The sequence below is a fragment of the Caulobacter sp. CCNWLW153 genome (genome assembly GCF_036889365.1).
Lineage (GTDB): Bacteria > Pseudomonadota > Alphaproteobacteria > Caulobacterales > Caulobacteraceae > Caulobacter > Caulobacter radicis.
The window spans coordinates 66,920-82,682 of the sequence record NZ_JBAKFV010000014.1; the positions used below are offsets into that span (position 1 = coordinate 66,920).

The 15,763-nt window shown below is 70.9% G+C and carries 13 protein-coding genes; 7 read left to right on the forward strand and 6 right to left on the reverse strand.

Annotated features, from left to right (window positions below; genetic code table 11):
- Nucleotides 1–122 precede the first annotated feature (122 nt).
- From nadA to nadC, 4 genes are all read left to right on the forward strand, one after another.
- Entirely contained in the window at nucleotides 123–1,208 is a 1,086-nt protein-coding gene (gene nadA, locus V6S85_RS20275) for a quinolinate synthase NadA (RefSeq protein ID WP_334350050.1), read from the forward strand.
- 158 nt (nucleotides 1,209–1,366) lie between these two features.
- Nucleotides 1,367–2,881 (forward strand): L-aspartate oxidase, encoded by a 1,515-nt coding sequence (locus tag V6S85_RS20280; RefSeq protein WP_334350051.1) that lies wholly within the window; start codon nucleotides 1,367–1,369, stop codon nucleotides 2,879–2,881.
- Nucleotides 2,882–2,910: 29 nt separating this feature from the next.
- Entirely contained in the window at nucleotides 2,911–3,537 is a 627-nt protein-coding gene (locus tag V6S85_RS20285; protein ID WP_334350052.1) for a Uma2 family endonuclease, read from the forward strand.
- A gap of 14 nt (nucleotides 3,538–3,551) precedes the next feature.
- Entirely contained in the window at nucleotides 3,552–4,394 is an 843-nt protein-coding gene (nadC, locus tag V6S85_RS20290) for a carboxylating nicotinate-nucleotide diphosphorylase (protein WP_116565017.1), read from the forward strand.
- 12 nt (nucleotides 4,395–4,406) lie between these two features.
- Here the strand turns inward: nadC and V6S85_RS20295 are convergent, their stop codons facing one another.
- Nucleotides 4,407–6,008 carry an FAD-binding oxidoreductase gene (locus V6S85_RS20295; RefSeq protein ID WP_334350053.1) on the reverse strand — a complete coding sequence of 534 codons (1,602 nt, stop codon included), beginning with the start codon at nucleotides 6,006–6,008 and terminating at the stop codon, nucleotides 4,407–4,409.
- A gap of 41 nt (nucleotides 6,009–6,049) precedes the next feature.
- Nucleotides 6,050–6,400, reverse strand: coding sequence for a hypothetical protein (locus V6S85_RS20300; RefSeq protein ID WP_133244713.1), 351 nt, complete (start codon nucleotides 6,398–6,400; stop codon nucleotides 6,050–6,052).
- Nucleotides 6,401–6,599: 199 nt separating this feature from the next.
- Here V6S85_RS20300 and V6S85_RS20305 point away from each other — a divergent pair, with 199 nt between their 5' ends.
- Nucleotides 6,600–8,048 (forward strand): mannitol dehydrogenase family protein, encoded by a 1,449-nt coding sequence (locus tag V6S85_RS20305; protein WP_334350054.1) that lies wholly within the window; start codon nucleotides 6,600–6,602, stop codon nucleotides 8,046–8,048.
- Nucleotides 8,049–8,203: 155 nt separating this feature from the next.
- Here V6S85_RS20305 and V6S85_RS20310 read toward each other — a convergent pair whose 3' ends face one another.
- The 4 genes from V6S85_RS20310 to V6S85_RS20325 form a co-directional block, all read right to left on the reverse strand.
- Nucleotides 8,204–8,572, reverse strand: a complete 369-nt coding sequence (locus V6S85_RS20310; RefSeq protein WP_334350055.1) for a PRC-barrel domain-containing protein — start codon at nucleotides 8,570–8,572, stop codon at nucleotides 8,204–8,206.
- A gap of 59 nt (nucleotides 8,573–8,631) precedes the next feature.
- Nucleotides 8,632–9,192 (reverse strand): sugar transferase, encoded by a 561-nt coding sequence (locus V6S85_RS20315; protein ID WP_116565019.1) that lies wholly within the window; start codon nucleotides 9,190–9,192, stop codon nucleotides 8,632–8,634.
- Nucleotides 9,193–9,199: 7 nt separating this feature from the next.
- Complete coding sequence (locus tag V6S85_RS20320; RefSeq protein WP_334350056.1) at nucleotides 9,200–12,253, reverse strand: polar localization protein TipN; 3,054 nt, start codon at nucleotides 12,251–12,253, stop codon at nucleotides 9,200–9,202.
- A 198-nt stretch (nucleotides 12,254–12,451) separates the two neighbouring features.
- Nucleotides 12,452–12,649, reverse strand: a complete 198-nt coding sequence (locus V6S85_RS20325) for a hypothetical protein (protein WP_133244772.1) — start codon at nucleotides 12,647–12,649, stop codon at nucleotides 12,452–12,454.
- Nucleotides 12,650–12,881: 232 nt separating this feature from the next.
- Here V6S85_RS20325 and cysD point away from each other — a divergent pair, with 232 nt between their 5' ends.
- Together cysD and cysN are read left to right on the forward strand one after the other, a co-directional pair.
- Complete coding sequence (gene cysD / locus V6S85_RS20330) at nucleotides 12,882–13,853, forward strand: sulfate adenylyltransferase subunit CysD (RefSeq protein ID WP_431830644.1); 972 nt, start codon at nucleotides 12,882–12,884, stop codon at nucleotides 13,851–13,853.
- Complete coding sequence (gene cysN / locus V6S85_RS20335; RefSeq protein ID WP_334350057.1) at nucleotides 13,853–15,760, forward strand: sulfate adenylyltransferase subunit CysN; 1,908 nt, start codon at nucleotides 13,853–13,855, stop codon at nucleotides 15,758–15,760. The genes cysD and cysN overlap by 1 nt, the downstream gene beginning before the upstream one ends.
- Nucleotides 15,761–15,763: the final 3 nt, after the last annotated feature.

Genomic DNA, 15,763 nt, shown 5'->3' on the forward strand with positions numbered 1-15,763 from the left:
TATGTGGATAGCCCCTTATGCTCATTTTCAGCATAAGTCGCGACGCTGGACGGAGCCGCAACCTTTGCCCGGCGTTTTTTGAGGCCCAGGAAATGCTCACTTTGAGCATAAGAGAGGACGACATGGCCGACGGTTTCGCGCCCCTCGCCTTCACCGCCGATATCGAGGCGGAAACCGCCGCCGTCTGGGACAAGGTCAAGCACCACGTCACCCCGATGGAGTGGCGTCTGCAGGCGCCGCTGATCTCGGAGATCAACCGGATCAAGCGCGAGAAGAACGCCGCCATCCTGGCCCACAACTACATGACGCCGGACATCTTCCACGGCGTGGGCGACTTCGTGGGCGACAGCCTGGCCCTGGCGAAGGAAGCCGCCAAGAGCGATGCGGCGATCATCGTCCAGGCCGGCGTGCACTTCATGGCCGAGACCAGCAAGGTCCTCAGCCCCGAGAAGAAGATCCTGATCCCCGACCTGCTGGCCGGCTGCTCGCTGGCCTCGTCGATCACGGGCGCGGACGTGCGGCTGATCAAGGAGCGCCATCCGGGCGTGCCGGTGGTCACCTACGTCAACACCACCGCCGACGTGAAGGCCGAGACCGACATCTGCTGCACCAGCGCCAACGCCGTGCAGGTGGTGGAGTGGGCGGCCAAGGAATGGGGGACCGACAAGGTCATCCTGATCCCCGACGAGTTCCTGGCCCGCAACGTCGCCCGCCAGACGAACGTCAAGATCATCGCCTGGGCCGGCCACTGCGAGGTGCACAAGCGCTTCACGACCCAGGACATCGCCGACATGCGCGCGGCCTGGCCCGGCGCCGAGGTGCTGGCCCACCCCGAATGCCCGGCCGAGATCCTCGAGGCCGCGGACTTCGCCGGCTCGACCGCGGCGATGAACGACTACGTCGCCGCGCGGAAGCCCGCTCAGGTGGTGCTGATCACCGAGTGCTCGATGGCCAGCAACGTCCAGGCCGAAAGCCCCGGGACCCAGTTCATCGGCCCCTGCAACATGTGCCCGCACATGAAGCGGATCACGCTGCAGAACATCTACGACGCCCTGGTTCACGAGCAGTACGAGGTCACGGTCGACGCCGACGTCCTCGACCGCGCCCGCCAGGCCGTGCAGCGGATGATCGACCTGCCCCCGCCCGCCGCCCCGGCCCGCTACGACCTCGTCAAGGCGCGCCACCACGTGGATGTGGAGCTGATTTAAACTCCCTTCCCCCTGATGGGGGAAGGGTTGGGATGGGGGGTGACGCGGCCTGTCCGCTTCAACGCCCTCCCCTCGTCTTTCTCGGATGGCCGAACCGCCGTGTTCACCCCCATCCCCGGCCCTTTCCCCCATCAAGGGGAAAGGGAGTGGAGTATGAGATGGCCGCACGCATCACCTTCGACGGCCCCGTGATCCTCGGCGCCGGCCTGGCCGGCCTAAGCGCGGCGCTCGCGGCCAGGACGGCGCTGGTGCTGTCGCCGACGCCGCTGGCGACCGGCTGCTCCAGCGCCTGGGCGCAGGGCGGGCTGGCCGCGGCCCTGGCCGGCGACGACACCCCGTCGCTGCACGCGGCCGACACCATCGCCGCCGGCGCCGGCCTCTGCGACGGCGACGCCGTGGCGCTGCTGACCCGCGAAGGCCCCGCCGCCGTCCGCGCCCTGGCCGCCATCGGCGCGCCGTTCGACCGCAAGCCGGACGGCGACTTCGTGCTCAGCCTCGAAGCCGCCCACTCCAAGGCCCGCGTCGCCCGCGTGGGCGGCGACGGGGCCGGCGCGGCGATCATGGCCGCCGTTATCGCCACGGTGCGCACGACGCCGACCATCGATGTGCGCGAGAACGCCCGCGCCCGCCGCCTGCTCCAGGACGACACCGGCCGTGTGGTCGGCGTACTCGCCGAGATCGACGGCGCCCTGGTCGAGATCCGCGGCCATGCGGTGATCCTGGCCACCGGCGGTGTCGGCGGCCTCTATGCGGTGACCACCACGCCCGCCCAGGTGCGCGGCGAGGGCCTGGGCCTGGCCGCCCTGGCCGGTGCCGAGATCGCCGATCCCGAGTTCGTGCAGTTCCACCCCACCGCGATCGACATCGGCCGCGATCCCGCGCCCCTGGCCACCGAAGCCCTGCGCGGCGAAGGCTCGATCCTGCGCAATACGGATGGCCGCGCCTTCATGGCCGACTATCACCCGGCCAAGGAACTGGCGCCCCGCGACGTGGTGGCCCGCGCCATCCATGCCGAGCGCGCCGCCGGCCGGGGCGCGTTCCTCGACGCCACGACGGCGGTGGGCGGCCATTTCCCCCACGAGTTCCCGGCCGTGTTCGAGGCCTGCCAGAGCGCCGGGATCGACCCCCGCCGCGAGATGATCCCCGTCGTGCCCGCCGTGCACTACCACATGGGCGGCGTAGCCACGGACCTGGACGGCCGCGCCAGCCTGCCTGGCCTCTACGCCGCCGGCGAATGCGCCTCCACCGGCGTGCAGGGCGCCAACCGCCTGGCCTCCAACAGCCTGCTGGAAGCGGCCGTGTTCGGGGCCCGCGCCGGCCGCGCGGCCGCGCTCGAGGGCGAGGCCGGCGGCGAGACCGTCTCTCTCGCGCCGCTGCCTGACCTGCCGGACGAGGCGTTCCAGGCCCTGCGCAAAGCCATGAGCCGCGACGCCGGCGTCATCCGCGACGCGGCGGGCCTGGCCTGCCTGCAGGCCGAGATCGCCGTTCTGGAAGCGGCTCACGGCCCCTGCCCGCCCCTGGTCGCCGCCCGCCTGATCGTCGACGCCGCCCTGGCCCGCCAGGAAAGCCGGGGCGGTCACTATCGGTCTGACTTCCCCGAAAAGGCTGTCCCCGCCCGCACCTTCGTCACCCTCGACCCCGTCCAGGCCGGTTTGCGCCACGCCGCCGAGTAGTGGTACGTAAGGGGAACGGAGACGCGACCATGAGCACCAACCTCGGTCCATCTGACAGCCCTTTCGACGGCGCGGCCGAAGGCTTCGCCGAGCAGGGCGTGACCGAGTTCCTGCTGACCGTCGACGACCTGGAGACCATGCTCCGGGCCGGAATTTTCGATCGCGACGACGCCACCCGCGTGGAACTCGAAGACGGAAGGCTGGTGCGGATGTCGTCGGAATCGCTGCCCCATGCGCGGACCGCCGCCCGTCTGTCGCTCGCGCTGAACCTGGCCCTCTCGCGGTTGGGCCTGACCGACCGCTACGAAGTGCTCAACGGCGGTACGGTCCGCGTTTCCGATATCTCGGCCTTCGACCCGGACGGCGCGGTGATCGCCCGCGACGCCGAAGGCTTCTTCATGCGCGCCGATCAGGTGTTCCTGGTCATCGAGTCTTCGCTGGCCACCCTCAAGCGCGACCTCGGCTCCAAGAGCCGCGCCTACGCCGCCGCCGGGATCGCCGAATACTGGGTGATCGACGTCAGGCACGCCCAGTTTCACGTCTTCCGCCGTCCGTTCGAGGGCGAGTGGACCGAGCGCCAGATCCTTAGCCCCGACGACAGCGTCTCGCCGCTGTTCGCTCCCGACGCCGACATTGCCCTGAAGAGCGTATTTTGACCGTCCCTCCCCGTATCGAGCCGCTGCCCGACCTCCTGATCCGCCCCATCGTCGATCTATCCCTGGCCGAGGATCTGGGCCGGGCCGGCGACATCACGGGCCTGGCCTGCATCGATCCCGACGCCCGACTTTCGGTGGTGTTCGCCAGCCGCCAGGACGGCCGGGTCGCGGGCCTGTCGTGCGCCCGCCTGTCGCTGGCCGCCCTCGACCCGACCGCGACCTTCGAGGTGGTCACGCCCGACGGCGCCGACGCCGCGCCGGGAACCGTGCTGGCCCGCGCCGAGGGCAACGCCCGCGCCGTGCTGGCCGCCGAACGCACGGGCCTGAACCTGCTGGGCCGCCTGTCGGGCATCGCCACCCTGACGCGGGCCTATGTGCGCCTCGTCGAGGGCACGGGCGCGACCATCGTCGACACCCGCAAGACCACGCCTGGCCTGCGGGCGCTGGAGAAGTACGCCGTGCGCTGCGGCGGCGGCGTCAACCACCGCTTCGGCCTCGACGACGCGATCCTGATCAAGGACAACCACGTGGCCGCCTGCGGCGGGGTGGGCGAGGCCGTCCGCCGGGCCCGCGCCTTCGCCGGCCACCTGGTCAAGGTCGAGGTCGAGGTCGACGGCCTGGACCAGCTGGAAGACGCCCTGAAGCACGGTCCCGACGTGGTCATGCTCGACAACTTCAGCCTGGACGACCTGAAGACCGCCGTGTCGCTGGCCAAGGGCCGGGCGGTGCTCGAGGCCTCGGGCGGGGTCAACCTGACGACCGTCCGCGCGATCGCGCAGACCGGCGTCGACGTGATCAGCGTCGGCGCCCTCACCCACTCGGCCCCGGTGCTCGACATCGGCCTGGACGCAGCCTGAGCGGCCGCCTCCCTACGGCCGCGGGATCGCCTGGTTGAAGTTGAACACCCGGTCGGGGTCGGCTTTGGCCTTGATGGCCTTCAGCCTGCCGAGGTTCTCGCCGTAATAGGCCGTGGCGAAGTAGTCGGCCCTCTTGGGATCGTGCGACAGCGAGGGGTCGGCGAAGTTCTGGTAGGCCCCGCCGCCGGCGCGCGGCCACATGGCCGTGTAGAACTCGTCCTGCCAGACGCGGTTGGCGTCGAGCAGGATCTTGTTGTGGCTGTCGCCCTCGCTCCAGTAGAGGCCCACCACCATCAGCCAATGGCTGTCGCGGTGGACGAAGGCGGTGTCGGTCGGCTTGGGCGTATTGATCGCCCCGCCGGTCTGGAAGAACCGCAGGTCGCAGTAGCCGTTGACGCCGGGCCACTGGCGCAGATGCCTGAAGCCCAGCGCCAGGTCCTCCACGCCGAACTTCGGATTCCTGACGAAGGCCGAGCGCTCCTGGTAGAAGGTGGCGAAGCCGTCCTCGTGCAGGAAGTCCTGCGCGGCCCAGTAGGGCAGCTCGTTGATGCCGGCCCCGCCGGTCGGCGCAGCCACGTCGAGCACGGGCTTGAGGATCTTCAGCAGCTCGTCGCGCGGGCCGGCGTACTGGCCCAGCACGCTGATCGGCACGTCGTAGCCGGCCTTGTACTGCAGCGGCGTGATCGCCCCGAACGACACCCGCGAGCCCAGCTTGCCGGGCGCGGCGTTCAGCACCTCCATCAGCATGGCGCCCAGCGCCTCGACCGAGACGCTGGGACGGATCTCCGGCGTGCGGCTCCAGGAAAGGTCGAAGACGGTGACGACCTTGCCCTTCACGTCGAAGGTCTGGAGGGCGAACTCGGTGCTGACGCCGAAATTACCGCCGCCGCCGCCCTGGCAAGCCCAGAACAGGTCGGCGTCGCGGGGGTCGGGGGCCTTGGCCAGGAGCCGGCGCTGGGCGCCGTCGGCCAGCACGATCTTACTCTCGACCAACTGGTCGCAAGCCATGCCGTGGGCGCGCATGTTGAAGCCGATGCCGCCGCCCAGCAGGAAGCCGGCCGCGCCCACCGACGGACAGCGCCCATGGGTCACCGCGCGGTCCTCGGCGCGCAGCAGGCGATAGAGGTCGCGGTTGCGCGCCCCGGCCCCGAACCGGGCGACCCCGGTCGTCCTGTCGTAGCGGGCGTAGTTGATCAGACTGGTCTCGATCAGCAGGCCGTCGGTGACCGAATAGCCGGCATAGGAATGGCCGCCGCCGCGGATGATCGGCCGGATGTCGTTCTCGCGCGCCCAGCGGACGGCGAAGCCGACCTCGTCGGCCGAGGCGCAGCGGGCCACGCCCTGAGGCAGGGTGTGGGCGTAGCGCAGGTTGTTGGGCAGGGCGATCACCTGGTAGTCGGCGTCGCCCAGGCGCAGCAGACGACCCGAAAGCGCCTTGGACAGCTGCGCCCAGCGGGCCTCTGGCGGACCACCGGGGGCGGGCGTCGGCGGCAAGGCTCCCACGCGCGGATCGCGGGCGTAGGCCGCGACAGGCGCCAGGGCGGCGCTGGCCGCCAGGAAGCCGCCCGCGGCCAGGAAGTCCCGCCGGCTGGCGAAGTAGCGCTTGGTCTGCATCGTCTCCCCACTCTGTTGTCTGGTTGGCCCTGATCGCTCGATCAGAGGCAGTCGGCCGCCACCTTGCGAAGGTCAGGCGCACCGGCCGGACGCTCGGGGTCCAGCATCAGCTTCTCGTCGCCGCTCAGCCCGGCCCGGGCCGCGTCGAAACCCTTCTCGCGACCGCGCGCATAGTCCTCCAGCGCCGTCATCGCCTTGGGCGACAGCTGGGCCTGCAGGACGTTTGACGCACAGGCGCAGCCCACGCGGTCGAGCTTCAGCCCGAAGGCCTGCAACTCGCCGTCCAGGCAGGCCCTGGTCACCGCCTGGCGTTGGGCGGCGGGCGTGTCGGCCTGCACCCGGCCGCAGGCGCCCAAAGCCAGCAACGCCAAAATCGTCAGAATCGTACGCATGCTCTTCCCCTACCCGGCCAGGGTGGCGATGCACGCATCGGTTTTATGTGAAAATTATAACGCCCCGCGCGTTTCGCCAACCATCGGGCGCCGTAGCGGAAAGTCTTTGCGAAACCACCATTGCCACCGGTGTCTTCCTGGCTCATCTAGGCGCTCGGGCGGGCTTCAAGACCCGCCGGATCATTACCGAGGCGCCCCCGTGACCACCGACACCGCCGCCAGCCAGGCCCTGCGCCTATCGGCCACCAGCTTCCCCGCCGCCCTGCCCGGCGTGGCCCTGCCGGCCTATGCGCGCGACAAGGTGGAGATCGGCGTCGTCCATTTCGGTCCCGGGGCCTTCCACCGCGCCCACCAGGCCTTCTATTTCGACCAGTTGCTGGCTCGCGACCCGCGCTGGGGGATCTGCGCCGTCTCGCTGAAAAGCCCCGGCGTGCGCGACGCCCTCTCGCCGCAGGACGGCCTCTACACCCTGGCCCAGCTGGATCATGAAACCAGCTTCCGGGTCATCGGCTCGATCCTGGAGGTGCTGGTCGCGCCGGAGGACCCGGAAGCCGTGTTCGCGCGCCTGGCCGCGCCGCAGACCCGCGTCGTCACCCTGACCGTCACCGAGAAGGGCTACACCCTGACCGGCGAGGGCAAGCTGGACACCGCCCACCCCGACATCGTTCACGACCTGGCCGAGCCCGGCCGGCCGGTCAGCGCCGTGGGCTACATCGTCGAAGGCCTGCGCCGCCGCTTCGCCGCGGGCCTGCCCCCCTACGCCGTGGTGGCCTGCGACAACCTCGCCGACAACGGCTGGCGACTGAAGGCGGCCACGGTGGCCTTCGCGCAGGCCGTGGATCCGGCCCTGGCTTCCTGGATCGAGGCCAACGCCGCCTTCCCGCGCACCATGGTCGACAGCATCACGCCCGCCACCGACGACGCCTTGCGCGCGCGCGTGCAGGCCGCGACGGGGCTGGCCGACGCCTGGCCGATCCAGCGCGAGGCCTTCACCCAGTGGGTGGTCGAGGACGTGCTGGGCGACGGCGCCCCCGATCTCGCTTCCGTGGGCGTCACCCTGACCGACGACGTACGCGGCTTCGAGCGGGCCAAGCTGCGCCTGTTGAACGGCGTGCACTCGACCCTGGCCTATGCCGGCCTGTTGAAGGGGCACGAGACGGTGTTCGAGGCGGTGGGCGATCCGGCCCTCGAGGCGCTGGCCCGCGACCTGATGGTGCAGGACATCATCCCGACCCTGACCGCGCCGCGCGGGCTGGACCTCGCCGCCTACGCCGAGGCCATCCTCGATCGCTTCCGCAACCCCGAGATCCGCCACTTCCTCAGCCAGATCGCCTGGGACGGCTCGCAGAAGCTGCCGTTCCGCATCTTGGGCACGGTGAAGGACGCGCTGGACTCCGGCCGGAGCGTCGAGCGCCTGGCCGTGCCGATCGCCGCCTGGTTCCATTTCCTGAAGACGCGCGCCGCCGAGGGCGCAGCCGTCACCGACCCGCTGGCCGACCGCCTGCTGGCCGTCGTCCAGGCCCTGCCCGGCGACGCCAAGGGCGACGTCGCGGCGTTCCTGGCGGTCAAGGCGGTGTTCCCGGCCGAACTGGCGGGCGACGCGCGGTTCGTGGCGGCGGTCGAGAAGGCGTATGGGGAGCTGAGCTAAACTATACTCCCGTCATTCCCGCCCCTGTGGCGGGAAACCCTGGTTCCGCTGGCAGGTGAGACGCAAGCGGCGTGCTCGGCACGCCGCCCCTCTCGCCCTTGCGACTTTCAGAGGGGTTCCCGCCACAGGGGCGGGAACGACAGGAAGAGAGAAGCTTACGGCTTCCAGTCCGGCAGGTTGGCCAGCTGGTCCTTGGTCAGCTTGGTGCGCACCAGATAGTCGTTCGGATCGCCCGGCTCGGGCGCGACCGACACGTCGGCCAGGGCCACCACGACCTTCTTGTCGGGACCGACGCGGTCGATCTCGATGACCACGGCGGTGGGCTTTCCGGCCGCGTCCAGCAACACGTGCTCGACCTCGCCGGCCTTGCGGTTGGCCGAGTCGATGACGTCGGCGTCCTCGATCTGGCCGACGGTGAAGCTGCCCTTGGCGCTCAGCGTCTCGTCTCGGGCGATGGTCGATTGGGCGAAAGCCGGGCCGCCGACGAGGGCGAAGGCGACGGCGGTCAGGGCAATCCGCTTCATGGCGTGTCTCCGTGTTGATGCACCGGAGCCAACGCTCCGTACACGGCGCCGTTCCGAAACTAGGCCCGCACGCCCCTGCCCAGCACCACCGGCGCGACGGTGCCCAGCAGGATCTTCAGGTCGAACAGGAACGAGGCGCGGGCCAGGTAGTCGGCGTCCAGCGCCACCTTCTCGGGAATGGCCAGTTCGTCGCGGCCGTTGATCTGGGCCCAGCCGGTGACGCCGGGGCGCAGGGCGTGGACGCCGGCGGCGGTGCGGGCGGCGACCAGGTCGTCCTGGTTGAACAGCGCCGGGCGAGGACCGACCAGGCTCATGTGGCCGACCAGCACGCTCCACAGCTGCGGCAGCTCGTCGAGGCTGGTCTTGCGCAGGAACGGCCCCACCGGCGTCAGCCAGCGGTGCGGGTCGTCCAGCAGGTGGGTGGCGACCTCGGGCGTGTCGATCCGCATGGTGCGGAACTTGGGCATCGGAAACAGGCGGTTGCCCCGCCCCACCCGCTGCGACCAGTAGACCGCCGGGCCGGGCGAGGTGGCCCGCACCAGCACGGCCACGACGGCCAGCGGCAGGGCCAGCGCGGCAAGGCCCGCCGCCGCGGCGGCGAAGTCGAAGGCGCGCTTCAGCACGAGATCAGGCCAGGTCGCTGGCCGCCGCGTCGAGCAGCAGGTAGGCGCGGCCGGCTTCCGAGGCCAGCAGCGCGGCCACGAGGAAGCCCTCGCGGTCCTGCTGGGCGGCTTCGCTCACCATGCCGGCGTAGCGGCGCACGAAGCGCTCGGCGTTGGCCTTCAGCGTGGCGTCCGAGAACAGGCGGCGGACCAGGCGGCGGATCGCGGCCGGAGCCAGCTTCTTGACCACCTCGCGGGCGCCGTTGTCGTCGTGGGTCTGGATCGCGGCGGCGATCTCGTCGATGCGGCCGCGCGGCAGTAGGGCCGATGGGTCGATGCCCATGGCCAGGATTTCGCCGGCCAGCTTCTCGCCCAGGGCCGCGTCGCCCGGCGAGCTGCCCTGCATGTCGCCCAGCAGGTTCTTCCAGCTCCAGCCGCCCTCGTCCTGGGCGGGCTCGGGCGGAGCCGGCGCCGCGCCGCGGCCGCCAGCGGCGTCGAACATGGTGCGGAACTCGTCGTCGGTGGCCGTCGGGGTCAGCTTCAGGCGCTGGCGCGGCGGCGGCTCCAGCGGCGCGAAGTCGTCGTTGGGATAGGCCGGCGGCGGGGTCTGGGCGCGCGGCGGCTGCGGCGCGGGCTGGACCGGCGGAGGCGGCGGCGGGGCCTGGCGCTGCTGAGGCGGCGGGGCCGGTTGCGGCGCGGGCTGCGGGGCCGGCTGGGGCGGACGCACCAGGGCCGCCGCGCCACGGCTCGGCGCGGCGAAGGACGGCGTCTGGGCGGCGGCCGCGTTCATCTGCGTCACCGCCTCGCTCAGCATCTCGTAGTTGCGGCGCACGCGGTCCTGGAAGGCCTGGTCGATGGCCGCCGTCTCCTCGGCGGTGCGGCGGGCGGCGGCGCGCAGGTCGTCGATGCCCTTCTCGATCTGGGCGCGGACCTCGGCGGCGCGGGCCAGGGCCTCGCCCGGCAGGGCCGCGCTGCTCTGGCCGGCCTCGACCAGCAGGCGCTCCATCTCGGCGATGGCGGTGCGGGCGGTCTCGACGCTCTCAGCCAGCTTCTGGGCGGTGCGGGCGCCGGCCTGCTCGACCACCTGGGCCGCGTTCTCGATCAGGTCGCGAGCTTCCTGCATACGCGACTCGAACACGGCGTCGGCCTTCTGGCCGGCCGAGAAGGCGATCTCGTTCAGCTGGTCGACGCGGCCGCGCGCGGTCTCGACGCGCAATTCGACGCCCTCCCCGGCCCGCTGGGCGGCGTCGGTGATGGCGTTCATGGCGCGGGTCAGCTCGCCCTCGAGGTCGCCGCGGCGGTCGGCGGCGGCGGCTTCCAGGCGGGCCAGGGCGGCCTGCGTCTCGGCGGCCAGGGCCTCGCGCTCGGCGCGGGCGGCCTCGGCCATCTCGCGCAGCTGGTCGCCGGACGAGACGATCAGGCCGCGCAGCACCTCGGCGCCCATGGCGGCGATGTCGCCGAGCTCGGAGGCGCCGACGCGGGTGTAGGCCACGAACTCGGTGAGCTGGGCGGTGCGGGTCTCGGTCTCGGAGGAGAAATCCTCCTGGTCGGCGCGCAGGGCCTGGGCGGCGGCCACCAGGGCGGCGCGCTGCGAGGCCAGGCTGCGCTCGACGCTGCCGATCTGGTCGCCGACGCCCTGGCCGGCGGTCTCAAGGCGGGCGATCTGACGCGACAGGTCCTCGGCCCCGATGCGGGCGGCGTCGGACGCCTCGGCGGCGGCCGCCGCCAGGTCGGCGGCGCGGGCGGCCAAGGCGGCCTCGGCTTCGCGCAGCTGGGTTTCGGCCAGGTCTGAGGCCTCGGCGACCATGCGCGCCTGGCTGCCGATGGCGTCGACCACGGCGGTCGACTGGGTGTCGAGGGCGGTCGACAGCGTCTGCATGGCGGCGCGCTCATGGCCCAGGCCCTCGGCCAGCTGCCTGGCCATGCGGCTGGACGAATCGGCGGCCTCGACCAGGCGGGCGGTCTCTTCAGCCAAGGCCTGGCGCAGGGTGATGATGCGCTCGCGGGCGGCGTCGGCGGCGCTGGTGGCCGCGTCGATCTGGCCGCTGAGGGCGTCGACCACGCCGGTCGCCCCGGCGGCGGCCAGGGTCGCGGGCGTGAGCAACTGGTCGGTCAGCTGGCGCGTGCGACGCAACTCGGCCGACACGCCCATGGCCTGGCGCAGCATGTAGGCGGCCAGCAGGATGAAGGCGGCAGGCCCCGCGGCCAGGGCGGCGAACACCGCCATGGTGACCGGCAACGGCAGCGAGGGACCATAACCAAGGGCGAACATCACCGGCGCGACGGCCCAGAGGGCGGCGACGCAGACGGCCAGGCTCCAGTAGACGCCGCCCGGCATCGGCTTGCGTTCGGCCTTTTCAGACAGCGCGTGCACCGGGCGTTCGGCGGCGGGCGGACGCGCGGCCGGTTCCGACCGGGCGGGCGGTTCCGGCTCGGGACGCGGAGCCGGCGGCTGGGCCGCGGCGGGCGCGGTCAGGAAGGTCGGCAGCGGCGACAGGTCGTCGGCAGGCGCGCGCTCGGCCGTGCGCGTGCGGCGCGCTCGCGGTTCCGGCGGCGGGGCGAATTCGGGCATGGATTCGGGCGCGGGCGGCGGCGCCTCGGCCGCGGGTTCGGGTTCCGGCGGCGAGACCGGTTCAGGTACGGCCGGCTCGGGCGGCGGCGAACTGCGGAAGAACGAGCGACGCGCCGACGAGCGATCCTCGCGCAGCACCGGCTCCAACGTATCGGCGGCGGGCTCGGCGGGCGGCGGCGCTTCAGGCTCGAGTTCCGGCTGAGGCGCGGGTTCGGGCGCCATCGCCGAGGTCAGGGGCTCTGGCGCGGGCTCGGCTTGCGGCTCCGGCGGCTGATAGGACGGCGGACGCGCGCCGCGCGGCGGCGCGGCGAGGAAACCCGCCTCCGGCAGGTCGGCGATGTCGAGATCGTTGTCCGGCTCGCTGATCGGCGCGTCGGGATCGGGCTCGGCGGCGGCGAAGATCGACGGGTCCGACTCGGGCAGGCCAGAAGCAGGCGCCGCATCATCGCGGGGCGTCTCCACCGGCAGGGTGGAAAAGTCGAGCGGTCGGCGCTTCTTAGGCTTCATACGCAGCCACTGTCCCAAGGCGAACGACGAGGGGGCCTCTCACAGCGACGCAGCGCGCAAGCCCCTTCATCGCGCAGGCGAGTAAACCTAGCCGCGAAAGGCGCCCGCGCATAGCCGGTTGACGCGGTTTTCCCCAAAGCGGACCGAGTGTTGCGCGATTCTGGGAGGTGTCGCCCCGACGATCCCGGGGCGGACGGATCAGGCGCGGGCGAGGCGCGCAGCCTGCTCGGGGCAGATGATCTTGGGCGCGGTTTCGAGGCGCGCGGCCTCGCGCGGCGACCGCGCGACGGTGCGCTCGACCTTCGGCTTGATGATCTTTTCCTCGATCACCACGCCGAACTGGCACAGGGCCGTGGCCGAGAGCCACAGCACGATCGCCGCGAGGAGTTCTGACAAGAATGACATCGGCTTACCCGTCGATCCGATAGCGCCGTTATGCCGCAATCCATGGCCATGCTCGAATGAACTTTTGGTCATGTTGACGCAACGGCGCCCACACAAGCTGACAGCGACCCTAGATTTCTGCGCCTTGCTCCCAGGCCCCCGGAGACCTAGGTCGCAGGCTCCCCCGGTGCTTCCCTCTCGCCGCTCGGCGCGGGCGAAGTCTTTCTGTTTGCGGACGACCGTCTTGGCCCTTACCCAGCTTGCACCCCAGGCGCCCGCCGTCGCTTCCGAGCCGCCGATGCCGCTGATCACCCCCGCTCGCCTCACCCACCTGCAGCGCCTGGAAGCCGAGAGCATCCACATCATGCGCGAGGTCGCGGCCGAGTGCGAAAACCCGGTCATGCTGTATTCGATCGGCAAGGACAGCGCGGTGATGCTGCACCTGGCCGCCAAGGCGTTCTATCCGTCCAAGCCGCCCTTCCCGCTGCTGCACGTCGATACGACCTGGAAGTTCAAGGCGATGTACGAGCTGCGCGACAAGATCGCCGAGCAGCTGGGTTTCGACCTGCTCGTCCACAAGAACCCCGAGGCCGAGGCGCGCGGCATCAACCCGTTCGACCACGGCAGCGCCCTGCACACCGATCTCTGGAAGACCGAAGGCCTCAAGCAGGCCCTGGCCAAGTACGGCTTCGACGCGGCCTTCGGCGGCGCCCGCCGCGACGAGGAAAAGAGCCGCGCCAAGGAGCGCGTGTTCAGCTTCCGCTCGGCCGAGCAGCGCTGGGATCCCAAGAACCAGCGCCCCGAGCTGTGGAAGCTCTACAACACCCGCAAGCACCCGGGCGAATCCCTGCGCGTCTTCCCGATCTCCAACTGGACCGAGCTGGACGTCTGGCAATACATCCACCTGGAGAACATCCCGATCGTGCCGCTCTACTTCTCGGCCCCGCGGCCGGTGGTCGAGCGCGACGGGGCGCTGATCATGGTCGACGACGAGCGCTTCCGCCTGCGCGAGGGCGAGGAGCCGCAGATCAGGAGCGTGCGCTTCCGCACCCTGGGCTGCTACCCGCTGACCGGCGCCGTCGAGAGCACCGCCTCGACCCTGCCCGAGATCATCCAGGAGATGCTCCTGACCACCACCAGCGAGCGCCAGGGGCGGGTCATCGACCACGACCAGTCCGCCTCGATGGAGAAGAAGAAGCAGGAGGGCTACTTCTGATGGCTCACCAGTCCGCCCTCATCGCCGAAGACATCGAGGCCTATCTCGAGGCCCACCAGAACAAGTCGCTGCTGCGCTTCATCACCTGCGGCAGCGTCGACGACGGCAAGTCCACCCTGATCGGCCGGCTGCTCTACGACAGCAAGATGATCTTCGAGGACCAGATGGCCGCCCTCGAGGCCGACTCCAAGCGTGTGGGCACGCAAGGCGGGGCGATCGACTTTGCTTTGCTGGTCGACGGCCTGGCCGCCGAGCGCGAGCAGGGCATCACCATCGACGTCGCCTACCGGTTCTTCTCGACCGACAAGCGCAAGTTCATCGTCGCCGACACCCCCGGCCACGAGCAATATACGCGCAACATGGTCACCGGGGCCTCGACCGCCGACGCGGCCGTGATCCTGATCGACGCGCGCAAGGGCGTGCTGACCCAGACCCGTCGCCACTCCTACCTCGTGTCCCTGCTCGGCATCCGCAACGTGGTGCTGGCGGTCAACAAGATGGACCTGGTCGGCTGGGACCGGGCGACCTTCGACGCCATCGTCGCCGACTACCGCGCCTTCGCCGAGAAGATCGGCCTTTCCGTCTTCACCCCGATCCCGATCTCGGGCCTGGGCGGCGACAACATCGCCGTGCGCAGCGAGCACACCGCGTGGTTCGACGGCCCGATCCTGATGGACTGGCTGGAGAGCGTCGAGGTCGAGGACAGCCTGCAGGCCCAGCCGTTCCGCATGCCGGTGCAGTGGGTCAACCGCCCCAATCTCGACTTCCGCGGCTTCTCGGGCCAGCTGGCCTCGGGCGTGGTGAGGCCGGGCGACCGGGTCAAGGTGCTGCCGTCGGGCCGCGAAAGCCGGGTGTCGCGCATCGTCACCCTGCCGGGCGACCTGGACCAGGCCGTGGCCGGCCAGTCGGTGACCATCACCCTGGCCGATGAAGTCGACGTCAGCCGTGGCGACGTTCTGGTCGCCGCTGACTCGCCCTCGGCCGTCGCCGGCCAGTTCGAGGCGACGCTCGTCTGGATGGACGACGAGCCCCTCCCGCCGGGTCGCTCCTATCTGCTGAAGATCGGCGCGCGCCTCGTGGGCGCCAGCGTCACCGAGATCAAGCACCGGGTGAACGTCAACACGCTGGAGCACACCGCCGCCAAGCGGCTGGAGCTCAACGAGATCGCCCACGTCAACATCTCGCTCGACCAGGCCATTCCGTTCGAGGCCTATGCCGACAATCGCGACCTGGGCGGCTTCATCCTGATCGACCGGATCAGCAACCGAACCGTCGGCGCGGGCCTGCTGAACTTCGCCCTGCGCCGGGCCGACAACATCCACTGGCAGCACACCGACGTCTCCAAGGCCTCGCGAGCGGCCCTGAAGAGCCAGCGCGGCCGCGTCGTGTGGCTGACCGGCCTGTCGGGCGCGGGCAAGTCGACCATCGCCAACCTGGTGGAAAAGCGCCTGCACGCGCTGGGCCGACACACCTACCTGCTGGACGGCGACAACGTCCGCCACGGGCTCAACAAGGACCTCGGCTTCACCGAGGAGGACCGCGTCGAGAACATCCGCCGCGTGGCCGAGGTGGCCAAGCTGATGGTCGACGCCGGCCTGATCGTGCTGACCGCCTTCATCTCGCCGTTCCGGGCCGAGCGCCAGCTGGCGCGCGAGATCCTGGCCGAGGGCGAGTTCGTCGAGGTGTTCGTCGACACCCCCCTGGCCGTGGCCGAGAGCCGCGACGTCAAGGGTCTCTACAAGAAGGCGCGCTCGGGCCAGCTGAAGAACTTCACCGGCATTGACAGCCCCTACGAGGCGCCCGAGGCGGCCGAACTGGTCATCGACACCACCAAGGTCGACCCGGTGGCCGCCGCCGAGCAGATCGTGGCCTGGCTGGAAGGCGAAGAAATCTCGTACGAGATCTAGAGC